13 protein-coding genes are annotated in these 15,332 nt (G+C 57.7%); 2 read left to right on the top strand and 11 right to left on the bottom strand.

The window, feature by feature from the left end; translation table 11 throughout:
* The first annotated feature begins 37 nt into the window (after positions 1 to 37).
* Positions 38 to 1,018 carry a substrate-binding domain-containing protein gene (locus ACAM27_RS02670; protein ID WP_369612492.1) on the top strand — a complete coding sequence of 327 codons (981 nt, stop codon included), beginning with the start codon at positions 38 to 40 and terminating at the stop codon, positions 1,016 to 1,018.
* A complete protein-coding gene (locus ACAM27_RS02665; RefSeq protein WP_369612491.1) occupies positions 1,015 to 3,090 on the top strand; it encodes a diguanylate cyclase domain-containing protein in 2,076 nt (691 codons plus the stop codon). The genes ACAM27_RS02670 and ACAM27_RS02665 overlap by 4 nt, the downstream gene beginning before the upstream one ends.
* 8 nt (positions 3,091 to 3,098) lie before the next feature.
* Here ACAM27_RS02665 and ACAM27_RS02660 read toward each other — a convergent pair whose 3' ends face one another.
* The 11 genes from ACAM27_RS02660 to ACAM27_RS02610 all read right to left on the bottom strand — a co-directional run bounded on the left by ACAM27_RS02660 (position 3,099) and on the right by ACAM27_RS02610 (position 15,280).
* A complete protein-coding gene (locus ACAM27_RS02660) occupies positions 3,099 to 3,863 on the bottom strand; it encodes a HAMP domain-containing protein (protein WP_023008419.1) in 765 nt (254 codons plus the stop codon).
* Entirely contained in the window at positions 3,860 to 5,806 is a 1,947-nt protein-coding gene (locus ACAM27_RS02655) for an EAL domain-containing protein (RefSeq protein ID WP_369612490.1), read from the bottom strand. The genes ACAM27_RS02660 and ACAM27_RS02655 overlap by 4 nt, the downstream gene beginning before the upstream one ends.
* Entirely contained in the window at positions 5,803 to 6,279 is a 477-nt protein-coding gene (locus tag ACAM27_RS02650; protein WP_369612489.1) for a hypothetical protein, read from the bottom strand. The genes ACAM27_RS02655 and ACAM27_RS02650 overlap by 4 nt, the downstream gene beginning before the upstream one ends.
* A gap of 189 nt (positions 6,280 to 6,468) precedes the next feature.
* Positions 6,469 to 8,301, bottom strand: a complete 1,833-nt coding sequence (gene glmS / locus ACAM27_RS02645) for a glutamine--fructose-6-phosphate transaminase (isomerizing) (protein WP_114434609.1) — start codon at positions 8,299 to 8,301, stop codon at positions 6,469 to 6,471.
* A gap of 29 nt (positions 8,302 to 8,330) precedes the next feature.
* Positions 8,331 to 9,695, bottom strand: coding sequence for a bifunctional UDP-N-acetylglucosamine diphosphorylase/glucosamine-1-phosphate N-acetyltransferase GlmU (gene glmU, locus ACAM27_RS02640; protein WP_023011881.1), 1,365 nt, complete (start codon positions 9,693 to 9,695; stop codon positions 8,331 to 8,333).
* A 150-nt stretch (positions 9,696 to 9,845) separates the two neighbouring features.
* Positions 9,846 to 10,268, bottom strand: a complete 423-nt coding sequence (locus tag ACAM27_RS02635) for a F0F1 ATP synthase subunit epsilon (RefSeq protein WP_014423136.1) — start codon at positions 10,266 to 10,268, stop codon at positions 9,846 to 9,848.
* A 38-nt stretch (positions 10,269 to 10,306) separates the two neighbouring features.
* Positions 10,307 to 11,701 (bottom strand): F0F1 ATP synthase subunit beta, encoded by a 1,395-nt coding sequence (atpD, locus tag ACAM27_RS02630; RefSeq protein WP_011787276.1) that lies wholly within the window; start codon positions 11,699 to 11,701, stop codon positions 10,307 to 10,309.
* Between the two features lie 52 nt (positions 11,702 to 11,753).
* Positions 11,754 to 12,617, bottom strand: coding sequence for a F0F1 ATP synthase subunit gamma (gene atpG, locus ACAM27_RS02625; protein ID WP_011787277.1), 864 nt, complete (start codon positions 12,615 to 12,617; stop codon positions 11,754 to 11,756).
* Between the two features lie 70 nt (positions 12,618 to 12,687).
* Positions 12,688 to 14,232: a F0F1 ATP synthase subunit alpha gene (gene atpA, locus ACAM27_RS02620; protein WP_011787278.1), complete on the bottom strand. Its 1,545-nt coding sequence runs from the start codon at positions 14,230 to 14,232 to the stop codon at positions 12,688 to 12,690.
* Between the two features lie 28 nt (positions 14,233 to 14,260).
* Positions 14,261 to 14,797: a F0F1 ATP synthase subunit delta gene (locus tag ACAM27_RS02615; RefSeq protein ID WP_011787279.1), complete on the bottom strand. Its 537-nt coding sequence runs from the start codon at positions 14,795 to 14,797 to the stop codon at positions 14,261 to 14,263.
* Positions 14,798 to 14,809: 12 nt separating this feature from the next.
* Positions 14,810 to 15,280 carry a F0F1 ATP synthase subunit B gene (locus tag ACAM27_RS02610; protein ID WP_011787280.1) on the bottom strand — a complete coding sequence of 157 codons (471 nt, stop codon included), beginning with the start codon at positions 15,278 to 15,280 and terminating at the stop codon, positions 14,810 to 14,812.
* Positions 15,281 to 15,332 lie beyond the last annotated feature (52 nt).

The raw sequence follows: 15,332 nt of genomic DNA, 5'->3' as shown, positions 1-15,332 counted from the left end.
AGTAAAATAGGCCGCTTTCCAGCAATACGATGTCGGCATGAAACACTCTCTGGTCCGGGTATTCCGGGCACTTCCCGTTGTTCTGATCCTGATGCTCAACCCGGCACCCGACGCTGCGGCTCAGGAACGCACGCTGGCCTATCTGGTTCCCGACATTCGTATCCCGTTCTGGGACATCATGGCCCGGGGCATTCAACAGAAGGCTACTGAACTGGGCTATGAGCTATCAGTGCACAGCGCCGACAACCTGGCCCGACGAGAACTGGAAGCGACCGTTGCCGCGATTGACTCCGGCGTTGACGGCATCATCCTCTCCCCCACCCAATCTTCGGCCGCCGTCACGGTTCTCAAGCTTGCAGAACAAGCCGGTATTCCGGTGGTGATTTCAGATATTGGCGCCAAGTCGGACAACTATGTGAGCTATATCGAATCCGACAATGACCAGGGCGCCTACGATCTGGGCGAACTGCTGGTTGCCGCTCTGGACGAGAAAGGCTGGATGGACGGGACGGTGGGGATTGTCGCCATTCCCCAGAAGCGAGCCAACGGCAAGGCCCGGACCGAAGGCTTTCTGCGGGCCCTGGAGGAGCATGGTGTCAGCACCGCCGGCATCTACCAGCAAGCGGATTTTTCCTACCGCGAGACCTATGAATTCAGTCGACGTCTGATTCAGGACAATCCACAGCTCCGAGCCATCTGGTTACAGGGCTCCAATCGATACCGGGGCGCGCTGGATGCCATTTGGGAATCCGGCAAAACCGGCCAGATCCTGCTGATCTGCTTTGACGCCGAACCCGAGTTTCTGGCCATGATCCGTTCTGGTGACCTCGTGGCGGCCGGGATGCAGCAGCCATTCCTGATGGGCGAAACCGCCGTGGAGGCAATGCATCGGCACCTGTCGGGTGCATCGGTTGAAAAGTTCCAGCGGCTGCCGGTGTTACCGGTACATCGAGGTAATCTGGAGCAACTCCTGCCGACCATCCAGCGCAACGTTCTGGGTAACCCGTCGCAACCATGATGAAACAAGTGGCCGCAAACACCTCTGATTACCCCTCGTTACTGGGCCGCACTACGTTTCTGGTAGTGGCCGTTATCGCGGGCGTATTTCTGTTGCATGCGGTCTATGTTTACAGCACCGCCCGGGCAGAGATTACGGCGGGCATCGAACAGGATGTCCACGAGACTCTTGAACGCCTGAGCCGGAGCATTGCCCCATTTATCGAAGCCTACTCGGTGCACGAATACGAAAGCCTGATTGCCACCGAGATGGCCCTGAAACAACACTTCGCGGTGATACTCGAAGACTATGAGATGGGCCGGATTCTCGGCCAGCCCTACTACCTGTATGGCCAACTGCGGCAACAGAACGGCCAATACAGCTTGTTCCAGGAACGCACACCACCGGTTCAGAATGAGCTTGCCCAGGCATTTTACCAAGCCAGTGCGCCCATAGTGGGCGGCAACGAGGAAGTACTGGGTACAATCCGGATCTACGCCTCCGATGACCTGCTGGTGGCAAAGTTGGAGCGAGTAGTGCTTGAGGAACTGCTGACGGTACTGGCCCTTGCGCTCACCCTGTCGGCTTTACTCGGCACGGTGCTTCACCGCTCGGTTTTCCGTTCCATTGTCGCCATCGATGACGCTCTCAGGAACAAGGATGCCGAGGGTATTCCGCTTCAGCCTGTGCCTCCGTTCCAGTATCGGGAGCTGGCCGTGCTGAGTGATGGCATCAACACCATGCTCGATTCCATCAAAGCCTCACGGGAGCAACTGAAAATGGAACGGAGTCGGCTGGAAAACATTATCAGCGGTACCCGTTCGGGTACCTGGGCTTGGAACGTCCAGACGGGAGAAACCGTCTACAACAAACGCTGGGCCGAGATCGCGGGTTATACCCTGGACGAGCTGAAGCCGATCTCCATCGATACCTGGATGAATCTGGCGCATCCGGATGACCTGCAGCGCAGCGCCGATCTACTGGAACGACATTTTCGCGGCGAGCTGGCCTATTACGAATGTGAGGCCCGGATGCGACACAAGGACGGTCACTGGGTCTGGGTTCTCGACCGAGGCCAGGTGCAGTCCTGGGATGACCAGGGCCAGCCCTTGCTGATGTACGGCACCCATCAGGACATTACGGAACGCAAGCGGGCGGAAGCCAGCCTGTCGATGGCGGCGGGTGTGTTCCGCCATGCCCGGGAAGGCATTGTACTGACCAGTGCACAGGGACGAATTCTGGACGTAAACGCCGCCTTCAGCGCGCTGACCGGCTACGCCCGGGAAGACGTTCTGGAGCAATACTACGAGGATATCCTGGCCTCTGACCAGTACTCCCGGGATTTTCGGCATCAGGTGCTGGCATCGCTTGATGCCAAGGGAGTATGGAGTGGTGAGTACTGGATACGTTGCCAGAATGGCTCGTTGCTACCCTCACTGATGACCATCGCGGCGGTGCGCAGCCGGGAGGGAGAGGTGGAGCATTATGTCACGCTGTTCGCGGATATTTCCCATCTCAAACAGACCGAAGAACAGCTTCGTCATATTGCCCACTACGATCCTCTGACCGGCCTTCCCAACCGGCTGCTGCTGGGCGAGCGGCTTCAGCACGCAGTCGCCTCTACCCGCCGGCACGGGGATGTACTGGCCGTGGTGTTTCTGGATCTGGATGGCTTCAAGGCCGTTAACGACACCTATGGCCATGCCACCGGCGACGAACTCCTGGTCACACTGGCCCGGAGAATGAAAGGCATCCTGAGGGAATGCGACACCGTTGCACGACTGGGGGGGGATGAATTTGTGGTATTGCTGCCAGAGCTTTCGTCCAGCCCTGACTGCAAAATCATACTGTCCCGACTGCTATCGGCATTGTCGGAGCCGGTCGAGCTGCTCGAACGGACCGTTCAGGTCTCTGCCAGCCTTGGCGTCAGCTTTTATCCACAGGTGCCGGACATTGATGCCGAAGTACTGCTACGGCAAGCCGACATCGCCATGTACCAGGCCAAACAAAGAGGCAAGAATCAGGTGCGGTTCTTCAACGGTCTGGACCACACAGACGACGCCATGGCTGTGCCGACCGGAGATCAGCAATAGCTCTGCCTTCAACCATTCCGGAGCTGTTCTGCCAGCTTGGTCTGCAGCAGCTCGTTCTGTACCTCAAGCTCATGAATGCGCGCGTCCCGCGTACTTTTCTCCCAGACCAACCGATCCGTAAGCTGATCAATCTCGGCAGCAATGTCGGATACCTCATCGGTTCCGTGGTCGTCCAGGCGTTGCAGGTAGTCACCCTGGTTCACAGATTTCAGAAAACGACGAATCCGGCGTAGACGCCGGACCAGGTAATGACCGGCAAGCATGGAGAACAGCGCGGCCGTCAGCACCTCAAGCCCGGCGATCATCACACTGTTACGCTTCGCCCCGGCCATGGCCCGCTTCTGACCGGACAAATCCAGTCCGATTTCCACCGACCCATAACCCAGTCCCGCCTGGGTAATCACCGCCTTCGCCATGTAAAGGTCCGGAAGAACTTCGGCTCTGCGGGAACGCTCGAACGGCTGCTTCAAGCTCTCGGGAGAGCCCGCTTCCACCAACAGCCGGCCTTCGTAATCCAGAATACGGGCGAACTCAATGCCCTCGGCACGCGCGGTCGCACTGACCAGATCCTGCAGTCCCACTCGATTGCCAAGCAGCAGGTTATCAACGGCATTGGCTGCCAATACCCGGGCGATGGATTGGGCACGGCGATCCACCTCGTGATGAATGGAGTCATCCATAAAGTGGAAAACGGAGTACAACAGAACCACCAGTATCGCCACCTCAATGGTGCCGATACCAATGACCGCCTGGACTCGCAGCGACAGCTTCATACCCGGACCTCTGCATTTCCCCGGGCGGAGTCCGGAGCGGGCCAGCGCGTTCCGGCATCCAGAAGCAAAGCCAGATAGTCGTTGAATGACATCGGCTTATGGGCATAGTAACCCTGCACCAGAACATCCCCGAATGACTGCACCTGCTGCCATTGCAGCTCGTTCTCCACCCCCTCAATCACGCTCTTCATGAACGCCTGGTTGGCCATGGCGACAATGGATGCCAGGAACTTGGCTTTGTTGGCATCCAGCTCTATGCCCTCAACGAAGCAACGGTCGATCTTCAGCCTGTCGACCTTGAGCTCCCGGACGTATTCCAGGGACGAGTGGCCGGTGCCGAAATCATCCAGGGCAAAGGTAATGCCGAGACCATGCAGCGCTTCAATGACATCATTGATGTTGCCAAACTCCAGAGCCGCGTTGTCCTCGGTAATCTCCATGCATAAGGCCGCCGCTGGGATACCGGGCTTGAGCAGTAGCCGCTCAACGTTACCGATCAGCTTCATGGACAGCATGGCGGGGTTGAGGTTGATCGAGAGGTTGCCGGTATACCGGAGCCCGGAATACAGCTGCCGGGTTTCCGCGGCAACCCTGCGGAACAGCCAACAACCCAGCTGTTCCCCCAGACCATAGCGCTCGCAGAGTTCTACCACGCGATTGGGCGGGATGAATCCCAGGCTCTCGTGTTCGCAGCGCAACAGGACTTCGGCCCCGGTTACAAGGTTCACGTCGGCCGCGCTGACGATGGGCTGATAGACCAGCCGGAGCATCAACGCACCGGGTTCCTCATTAAACAGATTCAGCAAACCCGCGTGAATCTGGCGTTCTTCCAATATCCGCCGGCGCAGAGCTTCGCCATCAATGAAGTAGGACTGGTTTTCCTCCGAGGCCTGGACCAATGCACGATGCGCCTGCTGATAGCGGATCTGCCAGTCACCTGCTTTTCCGGTGCAGGGTGGCGCCACGCCGAAAACGGCTGAGGCATGCCAGACGGAATCGCCAATCCGCCAGTCAAAGCGGGTCGCAGACACCAGTTGGTAGACCGAAGACTCAACGAACTCGGGCGCCAGGGGCGCCAGTAGAATCACAAACTCACTCGCCGACACCTGAATGAGCTGATCATCGGCCGACAATTCGCGCTGGAGTTTGCGTGCAAATGCCCGGGTAAGCGAGGTTGCGCCCTCCTGGCCATATTCACTGAGCACCAGCGTGTATTTCTGAATAGCGCAAGTAATGATGCTGATTCGAGGGTCCACGCCTCCGAGGGAATGCAAATAATGACTGTTGGGCAACCCGGTGACCGGATCGGTCTTTGACTGCTTGCGCAGGAAAGCCATTCCCAGCGCCAGATAGCCGAAAACCACGGCCAACGCGATCAGTGTCAGTATCCGGAGCTTGGCCAGCCGGTCCCGGGAGGCTTCCACGCTACTCATCAACCGACTGGTTTCATCACCCACAAAGTTATCGGTAACCAGCTGCATGGCATCCTGCCACTGCCGATGCCATGCCGCCATGGCGTCAGACCAGCCGGTAGGGTCTCCGGCGAGGCGTCGGGTAAGAGGGTCCTCCAGCGCCTGCAAACGGGTGAACAGATCCTGCAGGCGAGCCGCATTGTTGTCGTGTTCTCGGGTGGGCGCAGACTCCTTGCTGGTCAGGAGGTAATCGTAGCGGCTCCAAAGAACGTCGTACCTCAGGGTAACCTGAGCAGGCTCGCCGACACCGCGATCAAGCAGCGACAACTCCCTATCCAGGGCGCTTGCTTCGCTGCCGAGACGAACCAGGTTCCACGACGCCATTCTCAGGGCACTGAGCGAGACACTCTGCAGTTTGCGATCCTGGAGATAGGTGTAAAAACTGGCGGACAGCAAGACACCCACCACGGAGAACAACAGGACCACGGTGATGCGGGAGAAGAGTCCCGCCAGAACAGATTGGCTGTTCATTCCTGCGTGAGTTCAATCCGGTTGAGCTGCCAGACCATGTAACGGTGGAAATCCTCACTGTCCAGCTCAGGCCGCTCCGATAACGGCAACATGATCCAGTAGGGACCACGCTGGCGGATGCTCATCGGCTCGCCGTTCTGGCGGGTGGACACAATGGCGTCCAGGCCCATCAGTTCCTTCATCGACCCTGACACCTTGTAACCATTCAGAGCCACCAGGGTGACCGCGCTGGCCCCGGTGCTGCCAAAATGCTCAATGACCCTTGCCAGCGTTGGGCCGGAGAACTCGGCGGTGCCGTCGTAGTAAGGACTGGTGGTCTCGATGACTGACTGTGGAAAACTCTCCAACAGTGCCCGATCCAGCACCAGAGTCTCCTTTCCATCAGTAATTTCGAGCGTCTGGGCAGAGGCCGAGCCGAAGGTAATGAGGAGGAGAATGGCCAGGCCTAACATTGATCGGAGACGATCATTCATCGGAAACACCCATCCTGTTGATCATAATTTGGACAGGCATCTTAGTGGCGGGCGCGATTTTCAGCCAGTACCACTTGGTTACACAGTGCATCTAGTTTGTGAAATCGTTTAAAACACCGAGAGAACGAAAAAAGCCCGCTGGCTGATGCGCGCAACGGGCTTTTCAAACACCTGGAAGGGAAAGACCGGTTATTCCACCGTCACACTCTTGGCCAGGTTCCGCGGCTGGTCCACATCCGTACCCTTCAACACCGCCACGTGATAAGACAGCAACTGCAGTGGCACGGTGTACACGATGGGCGCGGTGATCTCATGCACGGATGGCAGTTGCATCACGTGGATGCCTTCTTCCGGCTTCACGTCCGCCGCCTTGTCGGCAAACACGAACAGCTCACCGCCACGGGCGCGAACTTCCTCCAGATTGGATTTCAGCTTTTCCACCAGGTCGTTGTTCGGTGCCACCGTGACTACCGGCATTTCACTGTCCACCAAGGCTAGCGGACCGTGTTTGAGCTCGCCGGCGGGATAGGCCTCGGCGTGGATGTAAGAGATTTCCTTGAGCTTGAGGGCCCCTTCCATCGCCACCGGGAACTGGGAGCCACGGCCCAGGAACAGGCTATGGTTCTTGTCCATAAAGGCCTTGGACATCTCTTCAATGTCGGCATCCAGGGCGAGGACATCACTCACCTGCTTGGGCAACTGATGAATGGCGGCAACGATGTCTGCTTCTTTCTCTTCACTCAGGCCATTATGGCGCGCCAGGGCCAGGGTGAAGATCAGCAAGGCGGTCAGCTGGGTGGTGAACGCCTTGGTCGACGCCACACCAATTTCCGGACCGGCCTGGGTCATGATGACCAGATCGGATTCCCGCACCAGCGAGCTGCCCGGCACGTTGCAGATGGCCAGAGCCGCGCGGAAGCCAGCCTGTTTGGCCTGACGCAATGCCGCCAGAGTGTCGGCGGTTTCACCGGACTGGGAAATGCACAGGAACAGGGTGTCGGGCTGAATCACGTGTTTGCGGTAGCGGAACTCGGAAGCGACTTCCACCGAACAAGGCACGCCGGCCAGTTCCTCAATCCAGTAGCGGGCCACCATGCCGGCATGGTACGAAGTGCCACAGGCGATGATCTGCACGTGACGGACGTTATCCAGCAGGTTGGCCGCATCGGTTCCCAAGGCTTGCTCCAGGACCCGGCTGTCGGTGATCCGGCCTTCCATGGTGGCCTTGATCACTTTCGGTTGCTCGTAGATTTCCTTGAGCATGAAGTGGCGGTATTCACCTTTGTCCGCAGAGTCAGCACCGTGTTCAAAACGGGTAATGGTCCGCTCCACCGGCTGACCACTGCGATCGTGGATGCGGATGTTGTCCTTGCGGATATCGGCGATATCGCCCTCTTCCAGGAACATGAAGCGGTCGGTCACCGGCAACAGGGCCAGCTGGTCAGACGCGATGAAATTCTCGCCAATACCGACGCCAACCACCAGAGGGCTGCCCTCGCGACAGACCACCAGGTGATCCGGCTCATCGGCATGAACAACGGCCAGGGCGTAGGCACCGCGCAGACGCTGAATGGCCGCCTTTACCGCCTCGTAGAGTTTGCCCTGTTCACGGAAGTATTTCTCGATCAGGTGCGCGACCACCTCGGTATCGGTCTGGGAGGTGAACTCAAAACCCTCGGCCCTGAGTTCATCCCGTAGTTCCTGGTAGTTCTCGATGATGCCGTTATGGACGATGGCCAGCCGCTCGCCGGACATATGGGGATGGGCGTTTACCTGAGAGGGCTCGCCGTGGGTGGCCCAGCGAGTGTGGGCGATACCCAGGTGACCAGCCAGGGGGTTTGCTTCAATGGCATCAGCCAGGGCCGCCACCTTGCCAACTTCCCGGGCTCGCTGCACCAGGTGCTGGCCATTGATGACGGCCATGCCGGCGGAGTCGTACCCCCGGTATTCCAGGCGGCGCAGGCCCTCCAGCAGAATACCCTGGACATCCCGTTCAGATACCGCTCCTACAATCCCACACATGCTGTTATCACCTGTTCGTTAATCGTTGGTTACGCTTTTTTCGGCCGTTCCCAGCCGGCGATGTTACGCTGCTTGCCACGGGCCACCGCCAGTTCCCCTTCGCTGATATCGCGGGTAATGGTGGAGCCGGCACCAATGGTGGCCTGTTCCGCTACGTTCACCGGAGCGACCAGTGAGGTATTGGAGCCGACAAATACCCCGTCACCCAATACCGTCTGGTGTTTGTTCACACCATCATAATTGCAGGTGATGGTACCTGCACCCACATTCACATTACGGCCCAGTGAGGCATCACCAACGTAACTGAGGTGATTGATCTTGCTGCCCTCACCCACCACGGCCTTCTTGGTTTCGACAAAATTGCCAACCTTGGTGTTGGCGGCCAGTTCAGTGCCCGGGCGCAGACGTGCGAATGGCCCGATCTGGGCGTTGGAACCCACTACCGCACCTTCAATCACGCTGTTGGCCTTGATCTCGGCACCGTCGGCGATGGTGGCGTCTTTGATCACACAGTTGGGTCCGATCACGACGTTGTTGCCGAGGCTCACCCGGCCTTCAAAGACCGCGTTTACGTCTATCCACAGGTCGTTGCCAATGGTGAGCTCACCGCGCACCTCAATGCGGGCCGGGTCCGCCAGGGATGCACCCTCGGTCATCAAACGCTCGGCTTGCTGACGCTGGTACCAGCGCTCCAGTTCCGCCAGTTGGAGGCGGTTGTTCACGCCCTGAACCTCAAACGGATTCAGCGGTTGGGAAACCGTCACTGACAAGCCGTGGTCGACCGCCATCGCGATAATGTCAGTCAGATAATACTCGCCCTGGGCATTGCTGTTGGACAGAGCGGGCAGCCATTGCTTCAGATGACGGGCGGATACCGCGAGAATGCCGGTGTTCACTTCCTGAATCTGCTGCTGTTCAGCGGTCGCGTCTTTCTGCTCAACGATGGCCTGAACCAGGCCTTGTTCGTTGCGAACGATCCGGCCATAACCGTGGGGGTTGTCCATATCCACCGTCAGCAAAGCCAGATTCCGTTCGTCCAGGTCGGCGACCATGGTTTCCAGGGTATCTTTGCGAGTCAGAGGGACGTCACCGTACAACACCAACACCCGGGCATCATCCGGCAGTGCCGGCAGTGCCTGGGCCACGGCATGGCCGGTGCCCAGCTGTTCGGTCTGCAACACCCAGTTCACCGAGTCGTCTTCCAGAGACGCCCGAACCTGATCGGCCCCGTGACCAATCACCGTGTGAATTTTCTCCGCGCCCAGTTGTTTTGCGGTATCAACCACATGGTGCAGCATGGCTTTACCCGCCACCGGGTGCAGCACCTTGGGCAGGGAGGATTTCATGCGGGAGCCCTGGCCTGCGGCCAGGATCACAACGTGTAACGGGCTCATGGGGCAATCAGCTCCGGTATTCAAAACGTCCATAAATGAAAAAACCGCGTCCCGGTGGAATCGCCGACACTCCGTTTCCGGAATACCGGGCCCTCCACCTGAGGATGCGGTTCACTGTCAGGCCAGTCCGGGCGCTGACACAGGCTCTGCTTAACGCAGGTGCTTGCGCAGCTTCTGGATGGTGCGCAGCTGAGCGGCAGCTTCGGCCAGCTCGGCGGCAGCACGCGAGTACTCGAACTCGCCTGTCTTGTTCGCCAGTGCCTTCTCGGCTTGCTTCTGGGCTTCCAGGGCCGCTGCTTCGTCCACATCCTTTGCACGAACGGCGGTGTCGGCCATCAGGGTAACCAGATTGGGCTGTACTTCCAGGTAACCACCGGATACGTACAGAATCTCCTCACTGCCACCCTGCTTGATGATCCGCACTGCGCCGGGCTTCAGCTCGGTCAGTAGCGGAGCATGGCCATACTGGATGCCAAGCTCACCTTCGGTACCGGTGGCGATCAGCATCTCCACCAGGCCCGAATAGATTTTTTCCTCGGCACTTACGACGTCACAATGTACGGTCATAGCCATTTCATACGCCTCTTGGGTCAGAAAGGAAAAAAGGTGTCTTACTTACCTTCCTTCTCTTTCATTGCCTTAGCTTTCTCAATCGCTTCTTCGATGCCGCCGCACATGTAGAACGCCTGCTCCGGCATGTCGTCGTAGTCACCGTTGAGAATGCCTTCGAAGCTGGCGATGGTCTCTTTCAGAGACACGTACTTACCCGGAGAACCGGTAAATACTTCAGCAACGTGGAACGGCTGCGACAGGAAACGCTCAATCTTACGGGCGCGGGATACGATCAGCTTGTCGTCTTCAGACAGCTCGTCCATACCCAGGATCGCGATGATGTCTTTCAGTTCCTTGTAGCGCTGCAGAACGTTCTGAACACCACGGGCAACGTTGTAGTGCTGCTCACCAATCACCAGCGGATCCAGCTGACGGGAGGTGGAGTCGAGCGGATCGATCGCCGGGTAGATACCCTTGGAAGCGATGTCACGGCTCAGTACCACGGTCGCGTCAAGGTGCGAGAAGGTGGTGGCCGGAGACGGGTCAGTCAAGTCATCCGCCGGTACGTAGACCGCCTGGATAGAAGTGATGGAACCGGTCTTGGTAGAGGTGATACGCTCCTGCAGCTGACCCATCTCCTCCGCCAGGGTCGGCTGGTAACCTACCGCAGAAGGCATACGACCCAGCAGTGCAGATACCTCAGTACCGGCCAGGGTGTAACGGTAGATGTTGTCAACGAACAGCAGTACGTCACGGCCTTCGTCACGGAACTTCTCAGCCATGGTGAGACCGGTCAGGGCCACACGCAGACGGTTTCCAGGGGGCTCGTTCATCTGGCCGTAAACCATGGCAACCTTATCGAGAACGTTGGACTCCTTCATTTCGTAGTAGAAGTCGTTACCTTCCCGGGTCCGCTCACCAACACCTGCGAATACGGAGAGACCGGAGTGCTCTTTCGCGATGTTGTTGATCAGTTCCATCATGTTTACGGTCTTGCCTACGCCGGCACCACCGAACAGACCAACCTTACCACCCTTGGCGAACGGGCAGATCAGGTCGATAACCTTGATGCCGGTTTCCAGCAGGTCGGCAGACGCTGCCTGATCGGCATAGCCCGGTGCTTTGCGGTGGATAGCCCAGCGCTCTTCTTCGCCGATGTCGCCCTGTTCGTCGATGGGACGACCCAGAACGTCCATGATCCGGCCCAGAGTCTGTGTACCAACAGGTACAGAGATCGGCTTGCCGGTGTTTTCTGCTTTCAGGCCACGCTTCAGGCCCTCAGTGCTGCCCATGGCGATGGTACGAACAATGCCGTCACCCAGCTGCTGCTGGACTTCCAGAGTTGTTTCGCCACCTTCAAGCAGCAGTGCGTCGTAAACGCTTGGAACGGAGTCACGTGGAAATTCCACGTCGATAACCGCGCCAATGATCTGAACGATGTGTCCGCTACTCATGCTCGGTTCCTCGTTATCTTGATAGTCAATAAAACCAGTAGGTCTGTGAGCGTTAACCAACAGATGCCGCGCCGCTCACAATCTCCGAAATCTCTTGTGTGATCGCTGCCTGACGGGCCTTGTTGTAGGCCAGTTGAAGCTCGTCAATGATGCTGCCAGCGTTATCTGTCGCGCTCTTCATGGCAATCATCCGGGCAGCCTGCTCACAGGCCAGATTTTCTACCACACCCTGATACACCTGGGATTCGATATAACGTGGCATCAGCCCGTCAAGGATCGGACGGGAATCCGGCTCGTAGATGTAATCCCACTGGTGACCGATTTCTTCATCATCGCCTTCCGGCAGCGGCAGCAACTGCAGCGCCTTCGGGCTCTGGGTCATGGTGTTGACGAATTCGTTGCTGATCAGGAACAGGCGGTCGATCTTGCCTTCCACGAACGAATCCAGCATCACCTTGACGCTACCGATCAGCTGATCTGCACTCGGGCTATCGCCCAGGTGCGTCACGGCTGCCACCACGTTCCCGCCGTAGTTGCGGAAGAAGGAGGCACCCTTCTGGCCAATAGCGCAGATATCGGTCTCAATACCTTGTTGTTTCCATTCACGCATTTCTCTGACGAGCAGCTTGAACGCGTTGGTGTTCAGACCACCGCAAAGACCGCGATCAGAGGAGACCACAATGTAGCCTACCCGCTTGACCTCGCGCTCCTGCATGAACGGATGGCGGTAATCCTTGTTGGACTTCGCAATGTGTCCGATTACCTGGCGCATCTTTTCAGCGTACGGGCGAGTTGCCTGCATACGCTCCTGAGCCTTACGCATCTTGCTCGCGGCTACCATTTCCATGGCAGACGTGATCTTCTGCGTGCTCTTGATGCTTCCGATCTGGTTACGTATTTCTTTTCCGACGGCCATATGTCACTGCCTTTTCAAGTTAGACACTCAAATGGACCAGCAGGCCCGCACAACGGCGGGCCTTTTGGATTTACCAGCTCTGAGTGGTCTTGAATTTCTCCAGAGCAGCTTTGAGGCCGGCAGTGATGTCGTCGTTGAAGTTACCTTCAGGGCCGATCTTGTCCAGAAGTTCCTTCTGCTCGGACCGCATCCAGTCCAGCAGTTGGGCTTCGAACTTCACAACCTTGTTGACATCCACATCGTCCAGGAAGCCTTCGTTCGCTGCGAACAGTACGGTACCCATTTCCGCAACGGTCATCGGGCTGTACTGGTTCTGCTTCATCAGCTCGGTGACGCGCTGACCATGCTCCAGCTGCTTACGGGTTGCTTCGTCGAGGTCAGAAGCGAACTGGGCAAACGCCGCCAGTTCCCGGTACTGGGCCAGGGCCAGACGGATGTTACCGCCGAGCTTCTTCATGATCTTGGTCTGGGCTGCACCACCTACCCGGGATACAGAGATACCGGCGTTCATGGCCGGACGGATACCGGAGTTGAACAGGTTGGTTTCCAGGAAGATCTGACCATCGGTAATGGAAATTACGTTGGTCGGTACGAACGCAGACACGTCACCAGCCTGAGTCTCGATGATCGGCAGCGCGGTCAGCGAACCGGTCTTGCCTTTCACTTCGCCGTTGGTGAACTGCTCAACGTAGTCAGCATTTACACGGGACGCACGCTCCAGCAGACGGGAGTGCAGGTAGAAAACGTCACCCGGGAATGCTTCACGTCCTGGCGGACGACGCAGCAGCAGGGAGATCTGACGGTAGGCAACGGCCTGTTTGGACAGGTCATCGTATACGATCAGGGCGTCTTCACCGCGGTCGCGGAAGAACTCACCCATGGAAGTACCGGCGTACGGAGCCAGGAACTGCATGGCGGCCGGATCGGCGGCACCAGCAGCAACCACGATGGTGTGGTCCATGGCACCGTGCTCTTCCAGCTTGCGCACAACGGCGGCAATGGAAGACTGCTTCTGGCCAACGGCAACGTAGATACACTTGATGCCGGTGTGCTTCTGGTTGATGATCGCGTCGATGGCAACCGCGGTCTTACCGATCTGACGGTCGCCGATGATCAGCTCACGCTGGCCGCGGCCGATGGGAACCATGGTATCGATGGCTTTCAGACCAGTCTGTACCGGCTCGTCAACGGACTGACGGGCGATAACGCCCGGTGCAACCTTCTCGACCGGGGAGGTCAGGCTGTTGCCCAGCTCGCCCTTACCGTCGATGGGGTTACCCAGGGAGTCAACCACACGGCCCAGCAGTTCGTTACCAACGGGTACTTCCAGGATGCGACCAGTACAACGTACCTTCTGGCCTTCGGCCAGACCTTCGTAGTCACCCAGAACAACCGCACCAACAGAATCACGCTCCAGGTTCAGCGCCATGCCGTATGTGCCGTTGGCAAATTCAATCATCTCGCCGTACATAACGTCGGCCAGACCGTGGATCAGCACGATACCGTCAGATACAGACAGGATCGTACCTTCGTTTTTTGCTTCGGAAGAGATGTCGAGTTTCTCGATTCTCTTCTTGATGATGTCACTGATCTCGGATGGATTCAGTTGCTGCATGCCTTTGTCCTCAAACCTTGTGCTGAAATCAGGAGCCCAGAGCCCTGGCCATTCTGGCCAGTTTGCCACGGACTGAAGCGTCGATAACCAGGTCGCCTGTTCGTACGATCACGCCACCGATCAGGGACTGATCCACGGTGGTCTCGAGTTCGACCTTGCGCTCCAGCTTTTTGGACAGTGCGTCGATCAGTTTCTGCTGCTCGTCTGCAGACAAGTCGAATGCGGTATCGATTGTCAGGTGTACAGACTTCTCGAGGTCTGCACGATACAAACGGAACAGAGCAGAAATCTCCGGCAGCAGGGCCAGACGCTTGTTTTCAGCAAGAATCAACAGGAAGTTTCTGAGTGCTTCAGGCAGCGGCTCTTCAAAACACTCTGCGAAGAGTTCCGCCTTGCGTTGCTCAGACAGGCCGGGGTTGGCCAGGATGTTCTTTACCTCTTGGTCAGCCGCAACCTGAGCGGCAAAAGCCAGAGCCTGATCCCATTGATCAACGGCGTTCTGGTCCTGCGCGGCATCAAAAACGGCCTTCGCGTAGGGTCGGGCTAACGTTGTAAGTTCTGCCATGATGACCCTCGTTTAGAGTTCTGCGGCCAGCTTTTCCAGCATCTCGCTGTGAGCTTTGGCGTCTACAGAGGTTTCCAGAATCTTCTCGGCACCGGCAACGGCCAGGGTGGCCACTTCTGCTCTGAGTGCGTCGCGAGCCTGAACACGCTCCTGTTGAATTTCCGCCCTGGCCTGCTCAATAAGCTTTTCGCCTTCTTTGCGGGCATCCTCTTTGGAGGCTTCCACAATCTGGGCGGCACGCTTGTTGGCCTGGTCAATCAGGGCTGCAGCTTCTTCTTTCGCCTTTTGCAGTTCTTTGGTGGCTTTTTCCTGGGCCAGTTCGAGATCGAGTGATGCCCGATCGGCCGCGGATAGGCCATCTGCAATTTTCTTCTGGCGCGCTTCCATGGCTGCCGTAATCGGCGGCCATACATATTTGACGCAGAACCAGACGAAAATAGCGAAGGCAATCGATTGCCCTATCAACGTAAGGTTTATATTCACGGCGATATACCTCTTGCTATTCGTTGCGTCCTGGTTTCCGGAAGGAGGGGCG

Source organism: Marinobacter sp. RI1 (assembly GCF_041155085.1).
Lineage (GTDB): Bacteria > Pseudomonadota > Gammaproteobacteria > Pseudomonadales > Oleiphilaceae > Marinobacter > Marinobacter nauticus.
This window is presented reverse-complemented; position numbering and strand designations above follow the sequence as displayed.

What these genes read in the sequence shown, in the direction of transcription:
- ACAM27_RS02660 (WP_023008419.1), bottom strand. Translation starts at nt 3,863, where the DNA reads ATGAAGCTGTCGCTGCGAGTCCAGGCGGTCATTGGTATCGGCACCATT.
- ACAM27_RS02655 (WP_369612490.1), bottom strand. Translation starts at nt 5,806, where the DNA reads ATGAACAGCCAATCTGTTCTGGCGGGACTCTTCTCCCGCATCACCGTG.
- ACAM27_RS02615 (WP_011787279.1), bottom strand. Translation starts at nt 14,797, where the DNA reads ATGGCAGAACTTACAACGTTAGCCCGACCCTACGCGAAGGCCGTTTTT.
- glmS (WP_114434609.1), bottom strand. Translation starts at nt 8,301, where the DNA reads ATGTGTGGGATTGTAGGAGCGGTATCTGAACGGGATGTCCAGGGTATT.
- atpA (WP_011787278.1), bottom strand. Translation starts at nt 14,232, where the DNA reads ATGCAGCAACTGAATCCATCCGAGATCAGTGACATCATCAAGAAGAGA.
- ACAM27_RS02650 (WP_369612489.1), bottom strand. Translation starts at nt 6,279, where the DNA reads ATGAATGATCGTCTCCGATCAATGTTAGGCCTGGCCATTCTCCTCCTC.
- atpD (WP_011787276.1), bottom strand. Translation starts at nt 11,701, where the DNA reads ATGAGTAGCGGACACATCGTTCAGATCATTGGCGCGGTTATCGACGTG.
- ACAM27_RS02670 (WP_369612492.1), top strand. Translation starts at nt 38, where the DNA reads ATGAAACACTCTCTGGTCCGGGTATTCCGGGCACTTCCCGTTGTTCTG.
- ACAM27_RS02635 (WP_014423136.1), bottom strand. Translation starts at nt 10,268, where the DNA reads ATGGCTATGACCGTACATTGTGACGTCGTAAGTGCCGAGGAAAAAATC.
- ACAM27_RS02665 (WP_369612491.1), top strand. Translation starts at nt 1,015, where the DNA reads ATGATGAAACAAGTGGCCGCAAACACCTCTGATTACCCCTCGTTACTG.
- glmU (WP_023011881.1), bottom strand. Translation starts at nt 9,695, where the DNA reads ATGAGCCCGTTACACGTTGTGATCCTGGCCGCAGGCCAGGGCTCCCGC.
- atpG (WP_011787277.1), bottom strand. Translation starts at nt 12,617, where the DNA reads ATGGCCGTCGGAAAAGAAATACGTAACCAGATCGGAAGCATCAAGAGC.